The 17453-nt window shown below is 72.5% G+C and carries 14 protein-coding genes; 6 read left to right on the forward strand and 8 right to left on the reverse strand.

Features of this window, described 5'->3' with window-relative positions; translation table 11 throughout:
* Positions 1-426: 426 nt before the first annotated feature.
* A complete protein-coding gene (locus ACIA3K_RS29575; RefSeq protein ID WP_396804876.1) occupies positions 427-1401 on the forward strand; it encodes a sugar phosphate isomerase/epimerase family protein in 975 nt (324 codons plus the stop codon).
* Positions 1402-1421: 20 nt separating this feature from the next.
* Positions 1422-3521 carry a PQQ-dependent sugar dehydrogenase gene (locus ACIA3K_RS29580; protein ID WP_396804877.1) on the forward strand — a complete coding sequence of 700 codons (2100 nt, stop codon included), beginning with the start codon at positions 1422-1424 and terminating at the stop codon, positions 3519-3521.
* Positions 3522-3654: 133 nt separating this feature from the next.
* Here ACIA3K_RS29580 and ACIA3K_RS29585 read toward each other — a convergent pair whose 3' ends face one another.
* From ACIA3K_RS29585 to pdhA, 4 genes are all read right to left on the reverse strand, one after another.
* Entirely contained in the window at positions 3655-5334 is a 1680-nt protein-coding gene (locus ACIA3K_RS29585) for a right-handed parallel beta-helix repeat-containing protein (RefSeq protein WP_396804963.1), read from the reverse strand.
* Positions 5335-5470: 136 nt separating this feature from the next.
* Complete coding sequence (locus ACIA3K_RS29590; RefSeq protein ID WP_396804878.1) at positions 5471-6925, reverse strand: dihydrolipoamide acetyltransferase family protein; 1455 nt, start codon at positions 6923-6925, stop codon at positions 5471-5473.
* Complete coding sequence (locus ACIA3K_RS29595) at positions 6922-7926, reverse strand: alpha-ketoacid dehydrogenase subunit beta (protein WP_396804965.1); 1005 nt, start codon at positions 7924-7926, stop codon at positions 6922-6924. The genes ACIA3K_RS29590 and ACIA3K_RS29595 overlap by 4 nt, the downstream gene beginning before the upstream one ends.
* The gene (pdhA, locus tag ACIA3K_RS29600) at positions 7923-9089 is read right to left on the reverse strand and encodes a pyruvate dehydrogenase (acetyl-transferring) E1 component subunit alpha (RefSeq protein WP_396804879.1); all 1167 of its coding nucleotides are present in this window, start codon (positions 9087-9089) and stop codon (positions 7923-7925) included. The genes ACIA3K_RS29595 and pdhA overlap by 4 nt, the downstream gene beginning before the upstream one ends.
* A 130-nt stretch (positions 9090-9219) precedes the next feature.
* On the opposite strand from pdhA, the gene ACIA3K_RS29605 reads away from it, so the two are divergent.
* Entirely contained in the window at positions 9220-9702 is a 483-nt protein-coding gene (locus ACIA3K_RS29605; RefSeq protein ID WP_396804966.1) for an Lrp/AsnC family transcriptional regulator, read from the forward strand.
* A 16-nt stretch (positions 9703-9718) separates the two neighbouring features.
* Here the strand turns inward: ACIA3K_RS29605 and ACIA3K_RS29610 are convergent, their stop codons facing one another.
* Genes ACIA3K_RS29610 through ACIA3K_RS29625 form a run of 4 tightly spaced genes read right to left on the reverse strand, consistent with a single transcriptional unit; the run spans position 9719 to position 13948 of the window.
* Positions 9719-10690, reverse strand: coding sequence for a DNA polymerase domain-containing protein (locus ACIA3K_RS29610; protein WP_396804880.1), 972 nt, complete (start codon positions 10688-10690; stop codon positions 9719-9721).
* A 37-nt stretch (positions 10691-10727) separates the two neighbouring features.
* Complete coding sequence (locus ACIA3K_RS29615; RefSeq protein ID WP_396804881.1) at positions 10728-12035, reverse strand: acyltransferase family protein; 1308 nt, start codon at positions 12033-12035, stop codon at positions 10728-10730.
* Between the two features lie 21 nt (positions 12036-12056).
* Positions 12057-13034: an NAD-dependent epimerase/dehydratase family protein gene (locus ACIA3K_RS29620; protein ID WP_396804882.1), complete on the reverse strand. Its 978-nt coding sequence runs from the start codon at positions 13032-13034 to the stop codon at positions 12057-12059.
* A 23-nt stretch (positions 13035-13057) separates the two neighbouring features.
* On the reverse strand, positions 13058-13948 hold the full coding sequence (locus ACIA3K_RS29625) for a glycosyltransferase family 2 protein (RefSeq protein WP_396804883.1): 891 nt from the start codon (positions 13946-13948) through the stop codon (positions 13058-13060).
* 210 nt (positions 13949-14158) lie between these two features.
* Between ACIA3K_RS29625 and ACIA3K_RS29630 the strand changes: the two genes are divergently transcribed.
* From ACIA3K_RS29630 to ACIA3K_RS29640, 3 genes are all read left to right on the forward strand, one after another.
* A complete protein-coding gene (locus tag ACIA3K_RS29630; protein WP_396804884.1) occupies positions 14159-15718 on the forward strand; it encodes a glycosyltransferase family 39 protein in 1560 nt (519 codons plus the stop codon).
* Between the two features lie 61 nt (positions 15719-15779).
* Positions 15780-16511, forward strand: a complete 732-nt coding sequence (locus tag ACIA3K_RS29635) for a histidine phosphatase family protein (protein WP_396804885.1) — start codon at positions 15780-15782, stop codon at positions 16509-16511.
* Positions 16495-17364 carry an NAD(P)H-hydrate dehydratase gene (locus ACIA3K_RS29640; RefSeq protein WP_396804886.1) on the forward strand — a complete coding sequence of 290 codons (870 nt, stop codon included), beginning with the start codon at positions 16495-16497 and terminating at the stop codon, positions 17362-17364. Before ACIA3K_RS29635 ends, ACIA3K_RS29640 begins: the two co-directional genes overlap by 17 nt.
* Positions 17365-17453 lie beyond the last annotated feature (89 nt).

Consider the following 17453-nt stretch of genomic DNA (forward strand, 5'->3'; position numbering starts at 1 on the left):
GGGCGCGGGCGGGGGCGGGCGGGGCGCGGGCGGGGCGCGGGCGGGGCGCGGGCGGGGCGCGGGCGGGGCGCGGGCGGGGCGCGGGCGGGGCGCGGGCGGGGCGGGGGCGCGGGGATCGCGCACCTGGTGGGCGGACTTTTGTCAGGTGGAGCGAAACTTCTGCTGATCGTGAGGGAGCTTTGCCTTTGTCCATAGTCAAGGGTAGGGTCGCTTTTCAGATAGAGGGTTGCCCATTCGTCGATCAGCCTGCCTGCCGCCCCGCCGGGGTCGGCCGCGGTCCGCCCAGAGGGTCGCCGACCGCGGAATAACGCGTCGTCCACACCGTCCACGCCGGAGCACATCTCCGGCCGGTTCGGCGCGCCCCGGTGCGGGCAGCCGGTTGACCGCTGCCGACGGCACGCCATCCGTCAGGAAGGAACCACCACCATGGATCACCAGGCCAACCGCTCGGAGGCGACCGTGACCTCCGGGCCGGTCAGCCGGCGCGGACTGCTTCGCGCCGCGACCGTCTCCGCCGCAGCTGTCGGCGCCGCCGGGATTCTCGCCGGCCCGGCCAGCGCGGCGCCCGCCGGTGACACCGCCGCTGCGGGCCAGTCCCACGGTCGCCGTCGGGTGCCGGTGGACCGCATCAGCATCCAGCTCTACACCCTGCGCGACCAGCTCGCCGCCGACCTGCCGGGCACCCTCACCGCCCTGCGTCGCATCGGCTACCGGCGGGTGGAGCACGCCGGCTTCGTCGGGCGTACGGCCGCGGAGTTCCGCGCCGCGCTCGACGCCGCCGGGTTGCGGGCCACCTCCGGGCACACCGGTATCCCGCAGCCGTTCGACGCCGCCACCTGGGAACGCGCTCTCGCCGACGCGAACACGTTGGGCTCCAAGAAGATCGTGCACCCGTACTTCGGTCGGGACGCCCAGGGCCGCCCGTACCGGGATCCGGCCATCTACCGTGCCCTGGCTCGGGATCTCAACCAGGCCGGCCGGCTCGCCGAGCGTGCCGGTCTCGACTTCGGCTACCACAACCACCAGTTGGAGTTCGTGCCGCTGACCGACGGCTCGACCGGCTTCGAGATCCTCACCGGGCAGACCGATCCCCGGTTGGTCCACTTCGAGCTGGACCTCTACTGGACCTGGCGCGGGGCGCACGACCCGGTCGACGTCATCCGGGAGAACCGGGGGCGGATCCGTCAGGTGCACGTCAAGGACCTGGACGTCGAGGGTGGCTTCGCCGACCTCGGCAACGGCGTCATCGACTTCGGCCGCATCTTCGCGCACGAGCGGGAGGCGGGCATCGAGGAGTACATCGTGGAGCGCGACGACGCGGGCACCTCGCCGCGGGTGCCGGCCGACGCCCTTGAGACCGCCCGGGTCGGCTTCGACTATCTCGCCTCACTCCGGTACTGAGCACCGTGAAGGGCTACTTGATGAACAGGACCGCATTCGCGTCCGCCCTGCTCCTGGTGACCGCCGGCCTGGTCGCGCCGACGACGGCGGCGACCGCCGCGCCGGCTCCGCCACCGGACAGCAGCTTCCAGAAGGTGACGCTCAACGACTTCCCGGGCGAGCCGATGAGCCTCGCCGTCCTGCCCGACCTGCGGGTGCTGCACACCTCCCGGACCGGCGAGGTACGCATCCACGACCCGCGCACCGGGCTCAACACCCTCGCCGCCGACATCGACGTGTACCAGCACGACGAGGAGGGGTTGCAGGGCATCGCGATCGACCCGAACTTCGCCCAGAACAAGTGGGTGTACCTGTACTACTCGCCGCCGATGGACACCCCGGTGGACGACCCGGCCACCCCGGGTGTCAACGAGGGAGACGCGCCGGAGACCGGCACCGAGGCCGACTGGCAGCGGTTCAAGGGCGCGTTGCGGCTGTCCCGGTTCAAGCTGGAGGGGATGAAGCTCAACCTCGCCAGCGAGCAGCAGATCATCGACGTGCCGACCGACCGGGGCATCTGCTGCCACGTGGGCGGTCAGGTCGACTTCGACAGCAAGGGCAACCTGTACCTGTCGACAGGTGACGACACCAACCCGTTCGCCTCCGACGGCTACGTCCCGATCGACGAGCGGGCCGACCGGAACCCGGCGTACGACGCCCAGCGCACCGCGGCGAACACCAACGACCTGCGGGGCAAGCTGCTGCGCATCAAGGTGAAGGCCGGTGGCGGTTACACGGTGCCGGCGGGCAACCTGTTCAAGCCGGGCACGGCGCAGACCCGCCCGGAGATCTACGCGATGGGGCTGCGCAACGCGTTCCGGTTCGTCGTCGACCGGCGCACCGACGACGTGTACGTGGGCGACTACTCCCCTGACGCCTCCACGGCGAACCCGCAGCGCGGGCCGGCCGGGCACGGCCGGTGGATGGTGGTCGACAAGCCGGCGAACTACGGCTGGCCGTACTGCGTGACGCCGACGATCGCCTACCGCGACTACGATTTCGCCACCGGCGAGTCCGGTGCGAAGTTCAACTGCAAGCGCCCGGTCAACGACTCACCGCACAACACCGGCAAGCGCGTGCTGCCGCCGGTCGAGGCCCCGCAGGTCTGGTACTCGGCGGCCGCCTCGGCCGAGTTCCCACAGCTCGGCACGGGTGGCATCGCCCCGATGGGTGGCCCGGCGTACGACTACGACGGGACCAGCACGTCGCGTACCCGCTGGCCGGCGTACTACGACGGGGTGCCGCTGTTCTACGAGTGGACCCGGGACTACATCAAGGAGTTCCGCCTCGACGCCGACGGCGACGTCACGGACATCCGGCCGGTGGCGCCGTCGATCGTGGTGGACAACCCGATGGACATGGAGTTCGGTCCGGACGGCGCGCTCTACGTCTTGGAGTACGGCGACGGCTACTTCGCCGAGAACCCGGACGCGCAGTTGTCGCGGATCGACTTCGTCCGGGGCAACCGGACGCCGATCCCGAAGATCAGCGGTACGCCGACCGTCGGGCAGGCCCCGCTGACCGTGGCGTTCTCCAGCGCCGGCACCACCGACCCGGACGGCGACAAGCTGAGCTACGCGTGGGACTTCGACGCGGACGGCTCGGTGGACAGCACCAGCCCCAATCCGACGTGGACGTTCCAGGAGAACGGCTCGTACACGCCGACGCTCAAGGTGACGGACCGCACCGGCCGCTCCGCCTCGGCGACCCTGCCGCTGGTGGTCGGGCCGACCGCGCCGGTCATCGAGTTCGTCGCCCCGGCGGCCGGGCAGCCCTTCCAGTTCGGGCAGACGGTCGCGTACGAGGTCAAGGTCACCGACGACCTGCCGGTGGACTGCTCGCGGGTGAAGGTCACCTACGTGCTCGGCCACGATGAGCACGGGCACCCGCTCTCCACGGCGACCGGCTGCTCCGGCACCATCCCCACCTTCCTCGACGGTGGGCACAGCGGTGCGGACAATCTGACCGCCGTGTTCGTCGCGGAGTACACCGACGCGCCGACGGAGCCCGGTGTGCCGCCGCAGTCCGCCTCGGCGACGGTCGTGCTCGACCCCACGCCGGTGGCCGGCCTGGCCGGCTGACAGACCGCGACACCAGCACGAACCCGCACCGACAGCGGCGGCGACCGGAGTTTCTTCCGGTCGCCGCCGCCTCGCGTTGCGGCCCGGGCCTGCCAGCCGGCGGTCACCTCGATCCGCTCGACGCGAGCGCCGGTCAGCTCCAGTCGTTGTCGACGTGGTTGTCGCGCCAGCGTCCGCCCACCGGCGGGGTGTCCAGGCACATCCCGTCGTCGGCGTTGCCGGCCAGGTCGTTGTCCTCGACCCGGCAGTCCACGCAGCTTCCCCGCCCGGTGATCCACAGGCCGTGGGTCTGGGTCCGGTCCTCGTGGTTGTCCCAGATTCGGTTGCCGCGGATGGTGGCCGAGTCGAATGCCGCGTCGATGGTGATGCCGGCCCGTCGCTCGGGTGGGGCGGACAGCTCGTACCCGCATCCCGGAGGCGGTATGTCCCCGCTCCACGCGCTGATGCCGTCGGGACGCACCGGGGCGAGGGTGAGTTCGTCGGCGGTGTTCGCGGCGACCATGGCAACGGCCCGCCCCACCCGCAGGACCTTGCCGCGGTGGCCGTCGTGCGGCCAGTTCGCGGACCGGTCCACCACAGACCGTTCGGCGTAGCGGACGGTCTCGCCGCTACCGCTGGCGGCCTGCGCGTACTGTCGGCCGTTGTTGCGGATCCGGTTGTTGAGCAGCACCGCGTCGGTCATCTGGTGGTTGATCCGGATGGCGTCCAACCCGTTGCCCCAGAAGTCGTTGCTCTCGATCACCACGTCCCGCATCGGGCCCTGGTAGCCCCGCCCGAGGTCGTGCGCGTGGTAGCCGTACTGACCGTTGCCGCTGATCCGATTGCCCCGGATGGTGTACGGGCCCGGGGTGTTGCCGACGCTGACGCCGTCGCGGATGTTGCCGTCGATGACGCAGTCGGCGACCAGCCCGCCGCGCCCGGCCACCGCAGAGGTGCCCTGGGCGGAGATGTCGAAGCCGGCCTCCAGGTTGCCGGTCATCGTGCAGGCGGAGACGATGAGACCGTCGGCGCCCCAGTCGGAGATGCCGAACCGGTTGCCCTGGCTGTGGCAGCCGACGATGCGGTAGCCGCGCGGCGGCGTCCAGTAGTCCTTCTGGAGTTCGAGGAAGATGCCGTTGGTGCCGTTGGCGAGGGTGGTGCAGTTGGCGATGGTGAGGCGTTCCATCGGGCCCCACCCGCCGATGCCCACGCCGATCCCGGCGCCGCCGATCTGCTCGCCGTTGTCGAGCCGACCGCAGCCGACCACGACCACGCCGTCGATCAGCGAGTCCTGCAGGAAGTCGCAGCCCAGCCCGGTGGCGGCGGTGTGGTGGATGTAGAGGTTGCGGAACACGCCGCGCACCACGTACTGCAGGCCGAGGCCCTTGGCGAGGTAGTTGTACTCGGCCATCGCGACGCCCGAGCCGTCGATCTGGAAGTCGGCGAAGGTGCAGTCGGCGATGTGCCGGTCCCGGTCGGCGCCGTGCTGCACGGTGGTCCAGAAGGCCAGTGGGGTCGGGTCGGCGCGGTTGCCCTCGTTGCTGAGCATGAAGCGGGTCGCCGCCGGGCCGGCGCCGACCAGCGAGACGCCGCTGCGCCACACCGTTCCGGCGTCGCGGATCGAGTAGATGCCGGGCGGACAGTAGATGACGCGCGCCCGGCCGTCCGAGGCGTACCCCGCACCGAGGCGGTCCACGAGGGCGGCCAGCGCCGGCTGGTCGTTGGTCGCGCCGTCACCGGTCAGGCCGTACTCCCGGGCGTCGCAGTAGAGCGGCGCGCCGGCCGCGGCGGGCCGGCGGACGCGGATCGAGTTGAGTAGCAGCTCGTTCGCCACGGCCACCTGTCGGCTCCCTTCGACGCGTCCGGCGCGTACCGGCGGGGCCGACTTCCCGGTGACACGGCCGGGAAACCCCGGGCGCGCGCCGGCCCCGACGCCGCGCGGGCGGCACCGGGGCCTCAGGGGGTACGCGTCAGACGGCGGTGATCAGCAGCGCCGGGCGCTCCACGCAGTCGGCGACGTGTCGCAGGAAGCCACCGGCCACCCCGCCGTCGCAGACCCGGTGGTCGAAGGTGAGGCTCAACTGGGTGACCTTGCGGACGGCCAACTGCCCGTCGACCACCCACGGCTTGTCCACGATCCGCCCCACGCCGAGCAGCGCCACCTCGGGGTGGTTGATGATCGGCGTGGAGCCGTCCACGCCGAACACCCCGTAGTTGTTGAGGGTGAAGGTGCCGCCGGTGAGCCGGGCCGGCGCGAGCGTCCCGGCCCGGGCCGCGGCCGTGGTCTCCGCCAGCGCGGCGGCCAGTTCGGCGGTGGTGAGCCGCTGGGCGTCCCGCAGCACCGGCACCAGCAGGCCCCGGTCCGTCTGCGCGGCGATACCCAGGTGCACGCCGGCGGACTGGACGATCCGCTGGCCCTCGGTGTCGACGCGGGCGTTGAGCTGCGGGTACCGGCGCAGACCGCTGAGACAGATCCGGGCCAGCAGGGCCAGGATGCTCACCGGGGCGTCGGGCGTCGCGGCGTTGATCGCCACACGGGTCTCCAGCAGCCCGGTGGCGTCCACGTCGACCCAGATGGTCACCTCGGGGATCTCCCGCCGGCTGCGGGAGAGCTTGTCGGCGATGACCTTGCGGATGCCGGTGAGCGGGATGACCACGTCGCCGTCCCCGGTCGGGGCCAGGGCGACGTGGGGCTCCGGCACGGCGGCGAGCCGGGGCGGGGCCGAGGCCGCCTCCACGTCGGCGCGGCGGATCACCCCGCCGGGTCCGGTGCCCCGCACCGCGCTCAGGTCGACGCCGCGCTCGCGGGCCAGCCGGCGCACGATCGGCGAGATGACCAGGGCAGACGACGACGTGCCGCCGGGCACCGGACCAGCGTGGACCGCTGGGCCGGCACCGGTCGCCGCGCCCGCGTCGGGTCGGGCAACGCCGGCCGGGTCGGGCGCGACCCGGCTGGCACCCCGTGGCGCCGCATCGGCCGGGTCAGCGGCGTCCGGGGCGGCGTCCTGCGACGCGGAGTCGGTCGGTTCGGGGGCGAGGGCCAGCCGGGGCCGGCGTCGACGCCGGGTGGCACTGCCGTGGCCCGTCCCGTACCCGATGAGGACGTTGCCGGAGCCCGCCCGCTCCTCCTCGCGGTAGTTGGCGTGCCCGGCGGGCTCGCCACCGTCGCCGTCCAGCGGCGCGATGGTGATCAACGGCTGGCCGACCGGACGGACCTCGCCGGCCGCGCCGTGCAGGGTCACGACCCGTCCGGCGTACGGGCAGGGCACGTCGACGACCGCCTTGGCGGTCTCCACCTCGACCACGCTCTGGTCCACCTCGACGACGTCACCGACGGCGACCCGCCACTCGACGATCTCGGCCTCGCTCAGCCCCTCGCCCAGGTCGGGCAGGAGGAAGACCTGGGTCCGCTCGACGGTGGTCATGCCGCCGCCCAGCGCGCGTCGGGCTGGTCGTCCCACTGCAGGCGGGCGACCGCGTCGAGGACGCGGTCCACGCCGGGCAGGTGGGTGTGCTCCAGCATCGGCGCCGGGTACGGGATGTCCAGCCCGGCCACCCGCAGCACCGGGGCGTGCAGCGCGTGGAAGCAGCGCTCCTGCACGCGGGCGGCGATCTCCGCGCCGACGCCCGCGAAGCCGGGCGCCTCCTGGATGACGACGCACCGACCGGTGCGCCGGACCGAGGCGGTGATGGTGGCGTCGTCGAACGGCACGATGGTGCGCACGTCCACGACCTCCAGGTCCCAGCCCTCCTCGCGCGCGGCCTCGGCGGCCTCCAGGGCGACCGGCACCGCCGGTCCGTACGCCACCAGGGTGGCGTCGCGGCCGGGCCGGCGTACGACGGCCCGGCCGAACGGCTCGGTCCGCGTCGGCAGGGCCGCGTCGGCGCTGGCGAAGTAGAGCTTCTTGGGCTCCATGAAGACCACCGGGTCGGGGTCGTCGATCGCCTCACGCAGCAGGGAGTACGCGTCGTCGACGGTCGCCGGGGTGACGACCTTGAGGCCGGGCGTGTGCGCGTAGTACGCCTCGGACGAGTCGCAGTGGTGCTCGACCCCGCCGATCCCGCCCGCGTACGGCACGCGGATGACGATGGGCACGCTGAGCGCCCCGCGCGTGCGGTTGCGCAGCTTCGCCACGTGCGAGGCGATCTGCTCGAACGCCGGGTACGCGAACGCGTCGAACTGCATCTCGACGACCGGCCGCAGCCCGGACATGGCGAGGCCGACGGCGAAGCCGACGATGCCGGCCTCGGCCAGGGGCGTGTCGAAGCAGCGGTTCTCGCCGAAGCGTGCCTGGAGGCCGTCGGTGATCCGGAAGACGCCGCCGAGCTGCCCGACGTCCTCGCCGAAGACGACGACCTTCTCGTCGGCGGCGAGCGCGTCAGCGAGGGCGGTGTTGAGGGCCTTCGCCATGGTCGTGGCCATCAGGCGTCACCCTCCTGGTCGTGCCCGGCGGCCAGCTCGGCGCGAATGAGTTCGCGCTGCTCGATGAGCTGTGGGGTGGGCTCGGCGTAGACGTGGTCGAACAGGCTCAGCGGGTCGACCGTGGGCTGGCTGTTCATCCGGGTACGCAGGTCCGCGGCGTACGCCTCGGCGTGCTCGGCGATCTCGGCGACCGCCGCGTCGTCGAGCACCCCACGGGCGCGCAGGTAGGCCTGGAGGCGGGCGATCGGGTCCCGGTCTCGCCAGGCGTCGACCTCGGCGCCGTCGCGGTAGCGGCTGGCGTCGTCGGCGTTGGTGTGCGGCTCCATCCGGTAGGTGTGCGCCTCCACCAGGAACGGCCCGTTGCCGGCGCGGGCGTGCGCGACCGCGCGGGTCAGCACGGCGAGCACGGCGACCGGGTCGTTGCCGTCGACCTGCTCACTGGGTACGCCGTAGCCGACGCCCTTGTACGCCAGCGACGGCGCGGCGGTCTGCCGGGACAGCGGGACGCTGATGGCGTACCTGTTGTTCTGCACGAAGTAGACGACCGGGGCCTTGAACACGGCGGCGAAGTTGACGCCCTCGTGGAAGTCGCCCTCGCTGGTCGCCCCGTCACCGATGAAGGCCAGCGCCACCGTGTCGCGCCCCTGGTACGCCTCACCGTGGGCGAGGCCGGCGGCGTGCACGCACTGGGTGGCGAGCGGGGTGCACTGCGGCGCGGTGTGCACCCGGGTCGGGTCGTAGCCGCAGTGCCAGTCGCCGCGCAGCAGGGTGAGAACCTCGACAGGATCGATGCCTCGGGCAACCAGCGCCATCGATTCGCGGTAGGTGGGGAACACCCAGTCGGTGTCGCGGACGGCGAGCGTGGCGGCCACCTGGCACGCCTCCTGGCCCCGGGACGACGGGTAGACGGCGAGGCGGCCCTGCTTGGTCAGCGCGGTCGCCTGGGTGTCGAACCGGCGGCCGAGCACCATCCGGCGGTACAGCTCCCGCAACGCCTCGACGGGCGGCTCCGGGTAGTCGGTGCGGGCCGGCAGCGGCGTGCCGGTCTCATCGAGCAGGCGGACCGGTTCGGCGTCCGGCAGCAGCGAACGCGCCGGGTCGGGCGGGGTGACCGTCCGACGGGCGCGCGGGGATGCCCTGCGGACCGCCTGGGGTGTGGTCGTCACGGCGGGACCTCCTGGGACGTGTGGTGAGCCTATGCTTCCGCCTGACGGATGATTGACTCAAGATCCACGAAGAAGGCGGGACGTCTGGCATGCGGGAGGCAGATCGGTGAGCCAGGAGACCGAAGACGGGGTGGGCCGGGCGGCCGGAGCGGGACGATCGGTCCGAGCCCTGGACGAGGTCGATCGGCGGATCGTGGACGAGCTGGTCCGCGACGGGCGTACGTCGGTGCGCACGCTGGCCGAACGGATCCACATCTCGCGCACCAACGCGTACGCCCGGGTCGAGCGCCTGGTACGCGACGGCGTGATCACGGGGTTCCGGGCACAGGTCGCGCCCGAGGCGGCCGGGCTGGGCACCTCGGCGTACATGGCGTTGACGATCGAGCAGAACACCTGGCGGGAGGTGTCGGCCGAGCTGGCCCAGGTGCGCTACGTCGAGCACGTCGCACTGCTCAGCGGCGAGCACGACGTGCTGGCCCTGGTCCGGGCGCCGGACAACGCCGCCCTGCGGGACGTCGTACTCGACCGGGTGCAGCGCATCTCCGGGGTGCTGTCGACGCGGTCGTGGCTGGTCTTCGAGGAGTTCGAGGGCACGCAGAGCCCGTGGCAGTAGGGTTCGCCAGGTCGGGTCACCGTACGGGCGGGGCCTCCAGGCCCTCGCGGTCGGCCAGTTCCAGCAGCGGCTCCAACGAGTGCCGGTCGCCGTCCAGGCCCGCGTGCGGGTCGCCGACCTCGGCGAACCGGGCCGGCATGGTGAGCACGTCGAAGTCCTCCGGGCGGGCGTCGTCCAGCTCCGCCCAGTCCAACGGCGCCGACACCAACGCCTGCGGCGTCGGCCGGATCGAGTACGCCGACGCCATGGTGTGGTCGCGGGACATCTGGTTGTAGTCGACGAAGACCGGCCGGTCCCGCTGGTCCCGCCACCAGGTGGTGGTGACCAGGTCCGGCAGTCGACGCTGCATCTCCCGCCCCAGCGCGAGCACCGCCCGACGGCACTCGCCGAAACTCCACCGCGGCTCGATCGACACGTACACGTGCAGGCCCCGCCCGCCGGTCGTCTTCGGGTAGCCGGTCATGCCCAGCTCGGCGAGGAACGCGCGTACCTCCCGGGCCACCGGCACGACCTGCTCGAAGCCGACGCCCGGCAGCGGGTCGAGGTCGATGCGCAACTGGTCGGGGCGCTCCACGTCGCGGGCGGACACCGGCCACGGATGGAACCGCAGGGTGCCCAGGTTGGCCGCCCAGATCACCACGGCCAGCTCGCTCGGCGCGACCTCGTCGGCCGTCCGGCCGCTCGGGAACGTGATGTGCGCGGTGCGCACCCACTCAGGCGCGCCCGCCGGCAGCCGCTTCTGGTAGAACGCGTCGCCGCGGTTGGTCTGCCGGGTCGCGATCGTCGCGCCCTCGAAGACGCCGCGCGGCCAGCGTTCCAGCATGGTCGGCCGGTCGCGCAGCGCCCGGAGGATCCCGTCGCCGACCGCGAGGAAGTAGCGGACCACGTCCAGCTTGGTCAGCCCACGTTCCGGAAAGTACGGCTTGTCGGGGCTGGAGACGCGGACCAGCCGCTCCCCCACCCGGATCTCCTGCGCCGCCGTGGCCACGCCCCCGAGGGTACGACGTGGCGGCGGACCCGGTGGGCTACCGGCCGGTGACCAGCGTGGCGTGCTGCTGCGGCAACTCCTCGGTCGGACCGCCCACCGACGCCGGCTGCGTCGTCCCGGGCGGCTCCTCGGCCACGGCGGTCTGCTGCTCGACCGGTACCGTCCGCACCGACCGGCGGGCCACGAAGCCCGGCGTCCAGTCCTTCAACCGCAGCGCCGGCCGCTCGACGAGCTTCCACGAGACGAACGCGGCGACGAAGGCGACCGCGAGCGACATCGCGGCGAACGGGACGTACCCCCAGCGGCTCCAACCCAGACTCGCCATCACCTGCTGGCCGACGAACCCGTAGATGTAGATGCCGTACGAGTAGTCGTTCTTGCGGCCCACCCAGTGCAGCTGGCGGGGCATCCGCACCGACAGCCACACCAGCAGGTACGCGAACGCCGGCAGCCCGATGGCGAAGAACCCGCCGAAGAGCAGGGACAGTCCCAGCGCCACGGCCGAGCCGATGCCCAGCGCGTCGTTGATCGGCACGCGCTCCCGGTAGAGGTCCAGGGTCGCGCCGAACGCGAAGAGGAAGCCCAGGTAGACGATGTAGTGGAAGCTCATCACGCCCACCAGGGGCGAGTCGAACGACCAGCTCGCCGTGGACGCCGGCCCGCTGAACTGCCCGGAACTCACCCAGTCCTGCAGGATGCTCAGGTAGAGCGCGACCGTCAGGAACAGCACGAACCGGCGGGCGTTGCGCAGCACCGCGGTGATCGCCAGGACGCCCACCACGACGTAGCAGAACATCTCGTACTTGAGCGACCACAGGGCGCCGTTGAAGACGCTGGAGCCGCTCTTCTCACCCCACGGGGTGGTCGCCTTGAGCAGGTCCTGAATGCCGTACTGGCGAACACCGGTCCACCAGTTGGCCTGCAGGTAGGCCAGCGGGCCGCCCCGGTCCCAGGCGTTGTCGAAGAAGCCGGCCGTGGTGCCGTGCTCGCGCAGGGCGACAAGCGGAGCGACCACCAGCGCGGTGATCAGCAGGCACACCCAGAGGCCGGGGAAGATACGCAGCGCGCGGTGCCAGGCGTAGCGGATGATGCCGGTACGCCGGGCGCTGCGGGTGATCAGCAGGCCGGAGAGCACGAAGAAGCCGTACACCGCCATGGTGCCGACGTTGGTCTGCCGGCCGGTCAGGTGGTAGCCGAGGTCGTTGGCGCCGAAGCCGAGCGGCTTGGAGTGCGACAACACCACGCCGACCGCGAGGCAGAGCCGGATGAGCCCGATGCCGTTGCTGCGGCCGGAGAGCAGGTCGGCGAGCGTGCCACGGGAGCGGACGAGGGCGGGGGTAGTCATGCGGTCAGGACCTCTCGACCATCAGGCGGGCACCTCGGCGCCGGCGTGCTCCCACAACTGCTTCATTTCGGTGTGCAGATCATCGCTCGGCGACCAGCCGAGCACCTCGGCGGCGAGCCCGACGTCCAGCCGCTGCCAGCTCGTCTCGGCCGGGCCGGTGCGCTCGGCCTCGACCAGATCGGTCGGCACCTCACTGACGTCGATGAGGAGCTGGACCATATCACGGGCGCTGGCGGCGACTCCGCGACCGATGTTGATCACTTGGCCGGCCGCTGCGGGACGGGTCGTAGCCAGCAGCACGGCGGCGACCACGTCGCTCAGGCCCACGAAGTCACGCCGCGAGCCCAGCGGAGCCAGCTCCAGCCGGGCCCGCTCGCCGGCGCGCTGGGCGTCGCGCAGCCGACCCGCGACCACCCCGAGCAGGCTGTGCCCGGGCTGGCCGGCGCCGATCACGTTGCCGACCCGCAGCGTCACGCCCTCGATCAGGCCCGCCCGGTCGGCCTCGGCGACCGCTGTGGTGCAGCGCAACTTGAACTCGCCGTACGGCATCACCGGCGCGGGTCGCAGCCCTTCGGCCATCGACGTGTCGACCGGCACCAGCCCGTACTCGTGCACGCTGCCCAGCTGGACCACCCGGACCCGTCCGGGCAGCCGGCCGGCCGCCTCGATGAGGCGCTCGACCAGGGTCACGTTGACGGCGAGCATCTGCGCGTCGTTGAGCCCCCACATGCCGCCCGCGGAGTTGACGACCACGTCCGGTTCGAGGTCGCGCAACAGGGCGGTGATCTCGTCCACGTCGGCTGCGGCGAGGTCCAGAGCACGGACGGCGACGCCCGGCCCGATGTCGCGCGGCGTACGGGCGACGGCGATGACGGTGTGCCCCGCGTCGGCCAGCGCCCGGCAGATCGGCCGGCCCAGGAAACCGGTGCCGCCGAGCACCACCACCCGCCGCCCGTCGGCCTCCGGCGTCGGCTGCCGCTGCCGCTGCTCGACGATCATAGCTTCTCCCTGGCTGTGGTCGCTCATCGGCCCGGCCCGAACGCGTGCCGCGACAGGCTCTTCACACCGGTCATCCGGCCGGCGAGCACGGCCGTCGGCAGCAGCGTGATGGCGTGCAGCCGGGACGACATGTAGCGGCGGGCCGCCCGTGCCGCCCGCGGCCAGCCCTGCTCGTCCATCCGCCGGGCGACCTGGACGAAGTACGCCCGCGCCTCGGTGAACCGGGTGCCGGTGATCGCGTCGGCGGCGGACTTGCTCACCGCGTGCCGCCGGTACTGGAAGCACAGGGTGTTGTCGATGGCCATCTGCTCGCCGCGCTGGATCAGGTCGATCACCAGCGCGAGGTCCTGGATGACCTGGAACTCCTCGCGGAAGTCGACAGCCTTGAGGGCGTCCGTCCGCCAGCAGATCGACGGGAAGTAGAACCAGCAGCCGCGCAGCAGGCTGGCCGCCAGGTCCTCGCCACCCATCAGCGTCCGGGACTCCACGCGCGGGGCGTAGAGCCGACGCTTGGCCTCGTCGACGATGGTGTTGACCACCGTGCCGTCGGCGTCGATGATCTCGACTCCCGGCTGCACCATACCGACGCCCGGGTACTGCTCGATCACCGATCGTACGGTCGCGACGTAGTTGGGGTGCATGATGTCGTCCGTGCCCATCATCACCAGGTACTCGTGCTCGGCGAGGCCGACACACTTGCGGTAGTTGTTGGTGATGCCGAGGTTGCGCTCGTTGCGCTGGTAACGGACCCGCTCGTCGGTGATCTGCGCGAACCACTCCGGCACGCCCGGCTCGGTGCCGTCGTCGACCACGGTCAGACGCCAACCCGGATCACTCTGTGCCATCACGCTGCGCACCGCCGCCTGCATGAGGGGCACACTCCCGTAGTACGGCAACATGATGTCGACAATCATCGGTTCCCCGGGCCTTACTCTGCGTGGTGGACGTGCGCGACGGGCGCGGGCCACATTATCAGGCACGGCGTCCGAATCCAGTACCGGCGATCCGCCCCGGGCTCGCCGCGACACCACCCCCGGTGAGCGGGACGACGGGTCCTCCGACGACCACGGCGGCGGCTATCATCGTCGCGCCCACTCCCTCGCTCGCCCCCCGATCGGACGCCGATGCCAGACCGCGCCGTCACCACGGACGCGCCTCCCGCGCCCACCGACGCGGGGCCGCCCCCGCCCGCCACCGAGTCGGAGGGACGGCGACTCCCCCTCGCCCGCCGACTCGTGCTCAGTGTCTGGTTCTGGCCCACGGTGTTCGCGGCCCTCGCGGTCGGCTGGCGTCTCGGCAGCCCGGAGATGTGGCACGACGAGTTGGTCACCGTCGACGTGGCGACCCGCTCGACCGGGCAGATCCTGGGGATGCTGGCGAACGTCGACGCCGTGCACGGGGCGTACTACCTCTTCATGCACGGCTGGACGAGCCTGTTCGGCACCGACGCGGCCGTCGTACGGCTGCCGTCGGCCCTGGCCATGGTCCTGGCGACCACGTGCGTGGCGCTGGTCGGACGGCGGATCTTCGACCGGACGGCGGGGGTCGCCGCCGGCTTCGTCTTCGCCCTCGTGCCCACCGTCACCCGCTTCGGGCAGGAGACCCGGTCGTACGCCTTCGTGGTCCTCGCCGCGGCAGCGGCCACGCTGTTCCTGCTCCGGGCGTTGCAGCGCCCGGGGTGGCTGCGCTGGATCGCGTACGCGCTCGCCGTGGCCGGCATCGGCCTGGTGAACGTGGTGGCGCTCACGCTGCTGCTCGGGCACGGTGTCGCCGTCCTGATCCACTGCTGGCGGGAGCGCCGCTGGTGGTCGGTGGCCTGGTTCGTGCTCGCCACCGCCGCCGGGGTGGGGATCGCCGCCCCGGTGATCCTGCGCGGCATGAAGCAGGCGGGACGGCAGATCAGCTGGATCCCGGACAGCGCGCCGTGGACGGTCTGGGAACAGGTCTTCGGGTCGGTGCTGCTCGCCGCCGCGATCACCGCCCTGGCCGTGGTCGGGGTGCTGACCCACCTGCGCCGCGACGTGGCCGCGCGGACAGCCGCCGCCGCGGTGATCGCCGCGCTGCCGCTGCCGGTGATCCTGGTCGCCTCCAGCGGCGACATCAACTACTTCTTCTCCAAGTACCTGCTCTTCCTCGTGCCGGCGTGGGCGGTGCTCGCCGGCGGTGCCGTCGCCGCGCTGCGCCGCGCGCCGCTGGTCGCGGTGGCAGTGGTGGTGCTGGCCGCCCTGAGCGTGCCCGGTCAGCTCGCGCTGCGCGGGGAGTACTCGCACGGCTGGTACACGTACCCGCAGAAGCGTGCGTTCGCGCCGCTGTCCTACTCGCAGGCGGCGTGGGTCATCGAGGCCGGCTACCAGCCCGGCGACGGCCTGGTCGCGGGTGGCCCGTGGTGGTGGATGCACGAGCCCGGGGTGCGCTACTACCTTCCCGCCGACGTCTCGCCGCGCAACGTCTTCCAGCAGCGGTCGGCGGCCCAGCGTGACGAGCTGTTCGGCGCGGACTGCCCGACTCCGGCCCGCTGCCTGCGGGACGAGCCACGACTGTGGGTGCTGTTGCCGACGGTCACCGACGCGCCGCTGACCGGCCTGCCGAAGAAGCAGTCCGCAGCTCTCGCCGAGCGGTACGAGGTGGTCCGCGTCACGCACGTGACCGGGCTGACCGTGGCCCTGCTGCAACGGCGCGGCTGAGTCGACGCCCGGCCCGGCGCGGCACGGTTACCCCGTGCCGTGCCCGGGTACCGGGGTCGGCATGGCGGAACTGTCGACGCTCTGGATCATCCGGCACGGGGAGAGCACCGCGAACGTGGCGGCCACCCGGGCCGAGGAGACCGGCGCGGACGTGATCGCCCTGAGCCACCGCGACGCCGACGTACCGCTCTCGGACACCGGCGAGGAGCAGGCGCGGGCGACCGGCCGCTGGCTCGCGGGTCTGCCCGAGGACCGGCGACCCGACGTCGCGGTGGTGTCGCCGTACCTGCGGGCGGTGTCCACGGCCGAGCTGGCGCTGCACGGCACCGGGATTCCGGTGAGCCGCGACGAGCGGCTGCGCGACCGGGAGCTGGGCATCCTGGACGGACTGACCGGGCACGGGGTGCGCCAGCGGTTTCCCGACGAGGCGAAGCGCCGTGACCGGCTGGGCAAGTTCTACTACCGACCGCCCGGCGGTGAGGCCTGGACCGACGTGGCGTTGCGCCTGCGGACGCTCCTCGGTGACCTGCGCCGCGACCACGAGGGCCAGCGGGTGCTGCTGTTCGGCCACGACGCGCTGGTCTTCCTGCTGCGCTACCTCATCGAGGGGTTGACCGAGCCCGAGCTGATGGGGTTGACCCGCGAACACGTGATCGCGAACTGCTCGGTCACCGACTGGTCCGCCGACGAGCAGGGCCGCCTGCGGCTGGGCGGTTTCAACGAGGTCGGCCACCTGCACCGGCAGGGCGCCGAGGCGACCAGGGAGGACGAGATCCATGCCGAACCGGTCTGAGGTGAAGGTGATCACTCCGGCGCTGCTGCGGGACTGGGCGCTGCCGGTGCCGGCCGGGGGCAAGGAGAGCCGGGGCACCGTGCTGGTGATCGGCGGCTCCCGCTTCACCCCCGGGGCGGTCCTGCTCGCCGGAGTGGCCGCGCTGCGCGCCGGCGCCGGGGTCCTTCAGCTCGCCCTCGCCGAGTCGACCGCCGCCACGCTGAGCATCCAGGTGCCGGAGGCGCTGGTGGTGGGGCTGCCGGAGACGCCCGACGGCACGGTGGCCGCCGACCGGGCCGGCCAGCTCGGTGAGTTGGCCGGCGCGGCCGACGTGGTGGCCCTGGGCCCGGGGTTGACGGGCATCGACGAGACCTCCCGACTGCTGGACCTCGTCCTGGAGGCGGCCGGGCCGCAGACCCCGCTGGTCCTGGACGCGTACGCGCTGGGCGCGCTGAGCCACGAGCCGAAGCTGCTGGTCGGCTCCGGCCGGCCGGTGGTGCTCACCCCCAACGTCACCGAGGCCGGCCACCTGCTGGGCCGTGACCCCGGCGACGACCTGAGCGCCGAGGCCGCCGAGTTGGCGCAACGGTACGACGCGGTGGTCTCGCTCTACGGTCACGTCGCCGCCCCGGACGGGCGCGGATGGCGGGAGGAGAGCGGCGACGCCGGCCTCGGCACGTCCGGCAGCGGAGACGTGCTCGCCGGTCTGCTGGCCGGGCTCCTGTCCCGGGGCGCGGACCCGGCGCAGGCCGCCTGCTGGGGTGCGTTCGCGCACGCCGTGAGCGGCCAGCGGCTCATTCCCCGGTACGGCCGGATCGGTTTTCTGGCCCGGGAACTACTCGACGAGATCCCGCGCACCCTGGCCACCGTCTGACCAGGCGATGTGAGCCGGGTTCGCCTGTTTCGCCACTCCGGCTCGGGGTACCGGATCGACACCAGCCGAGCTACCGAACAAGGGGGCAC

Source organism: Micromonospora sp. NPDC051543, assembly GCF_044454415.1.
Taxonomy (GTDB): domain Bacteria; phylum Actinomycetota; class Actinomycetes; order Mycobacteriales; family Micromonosporaceae; genus Micromonospora.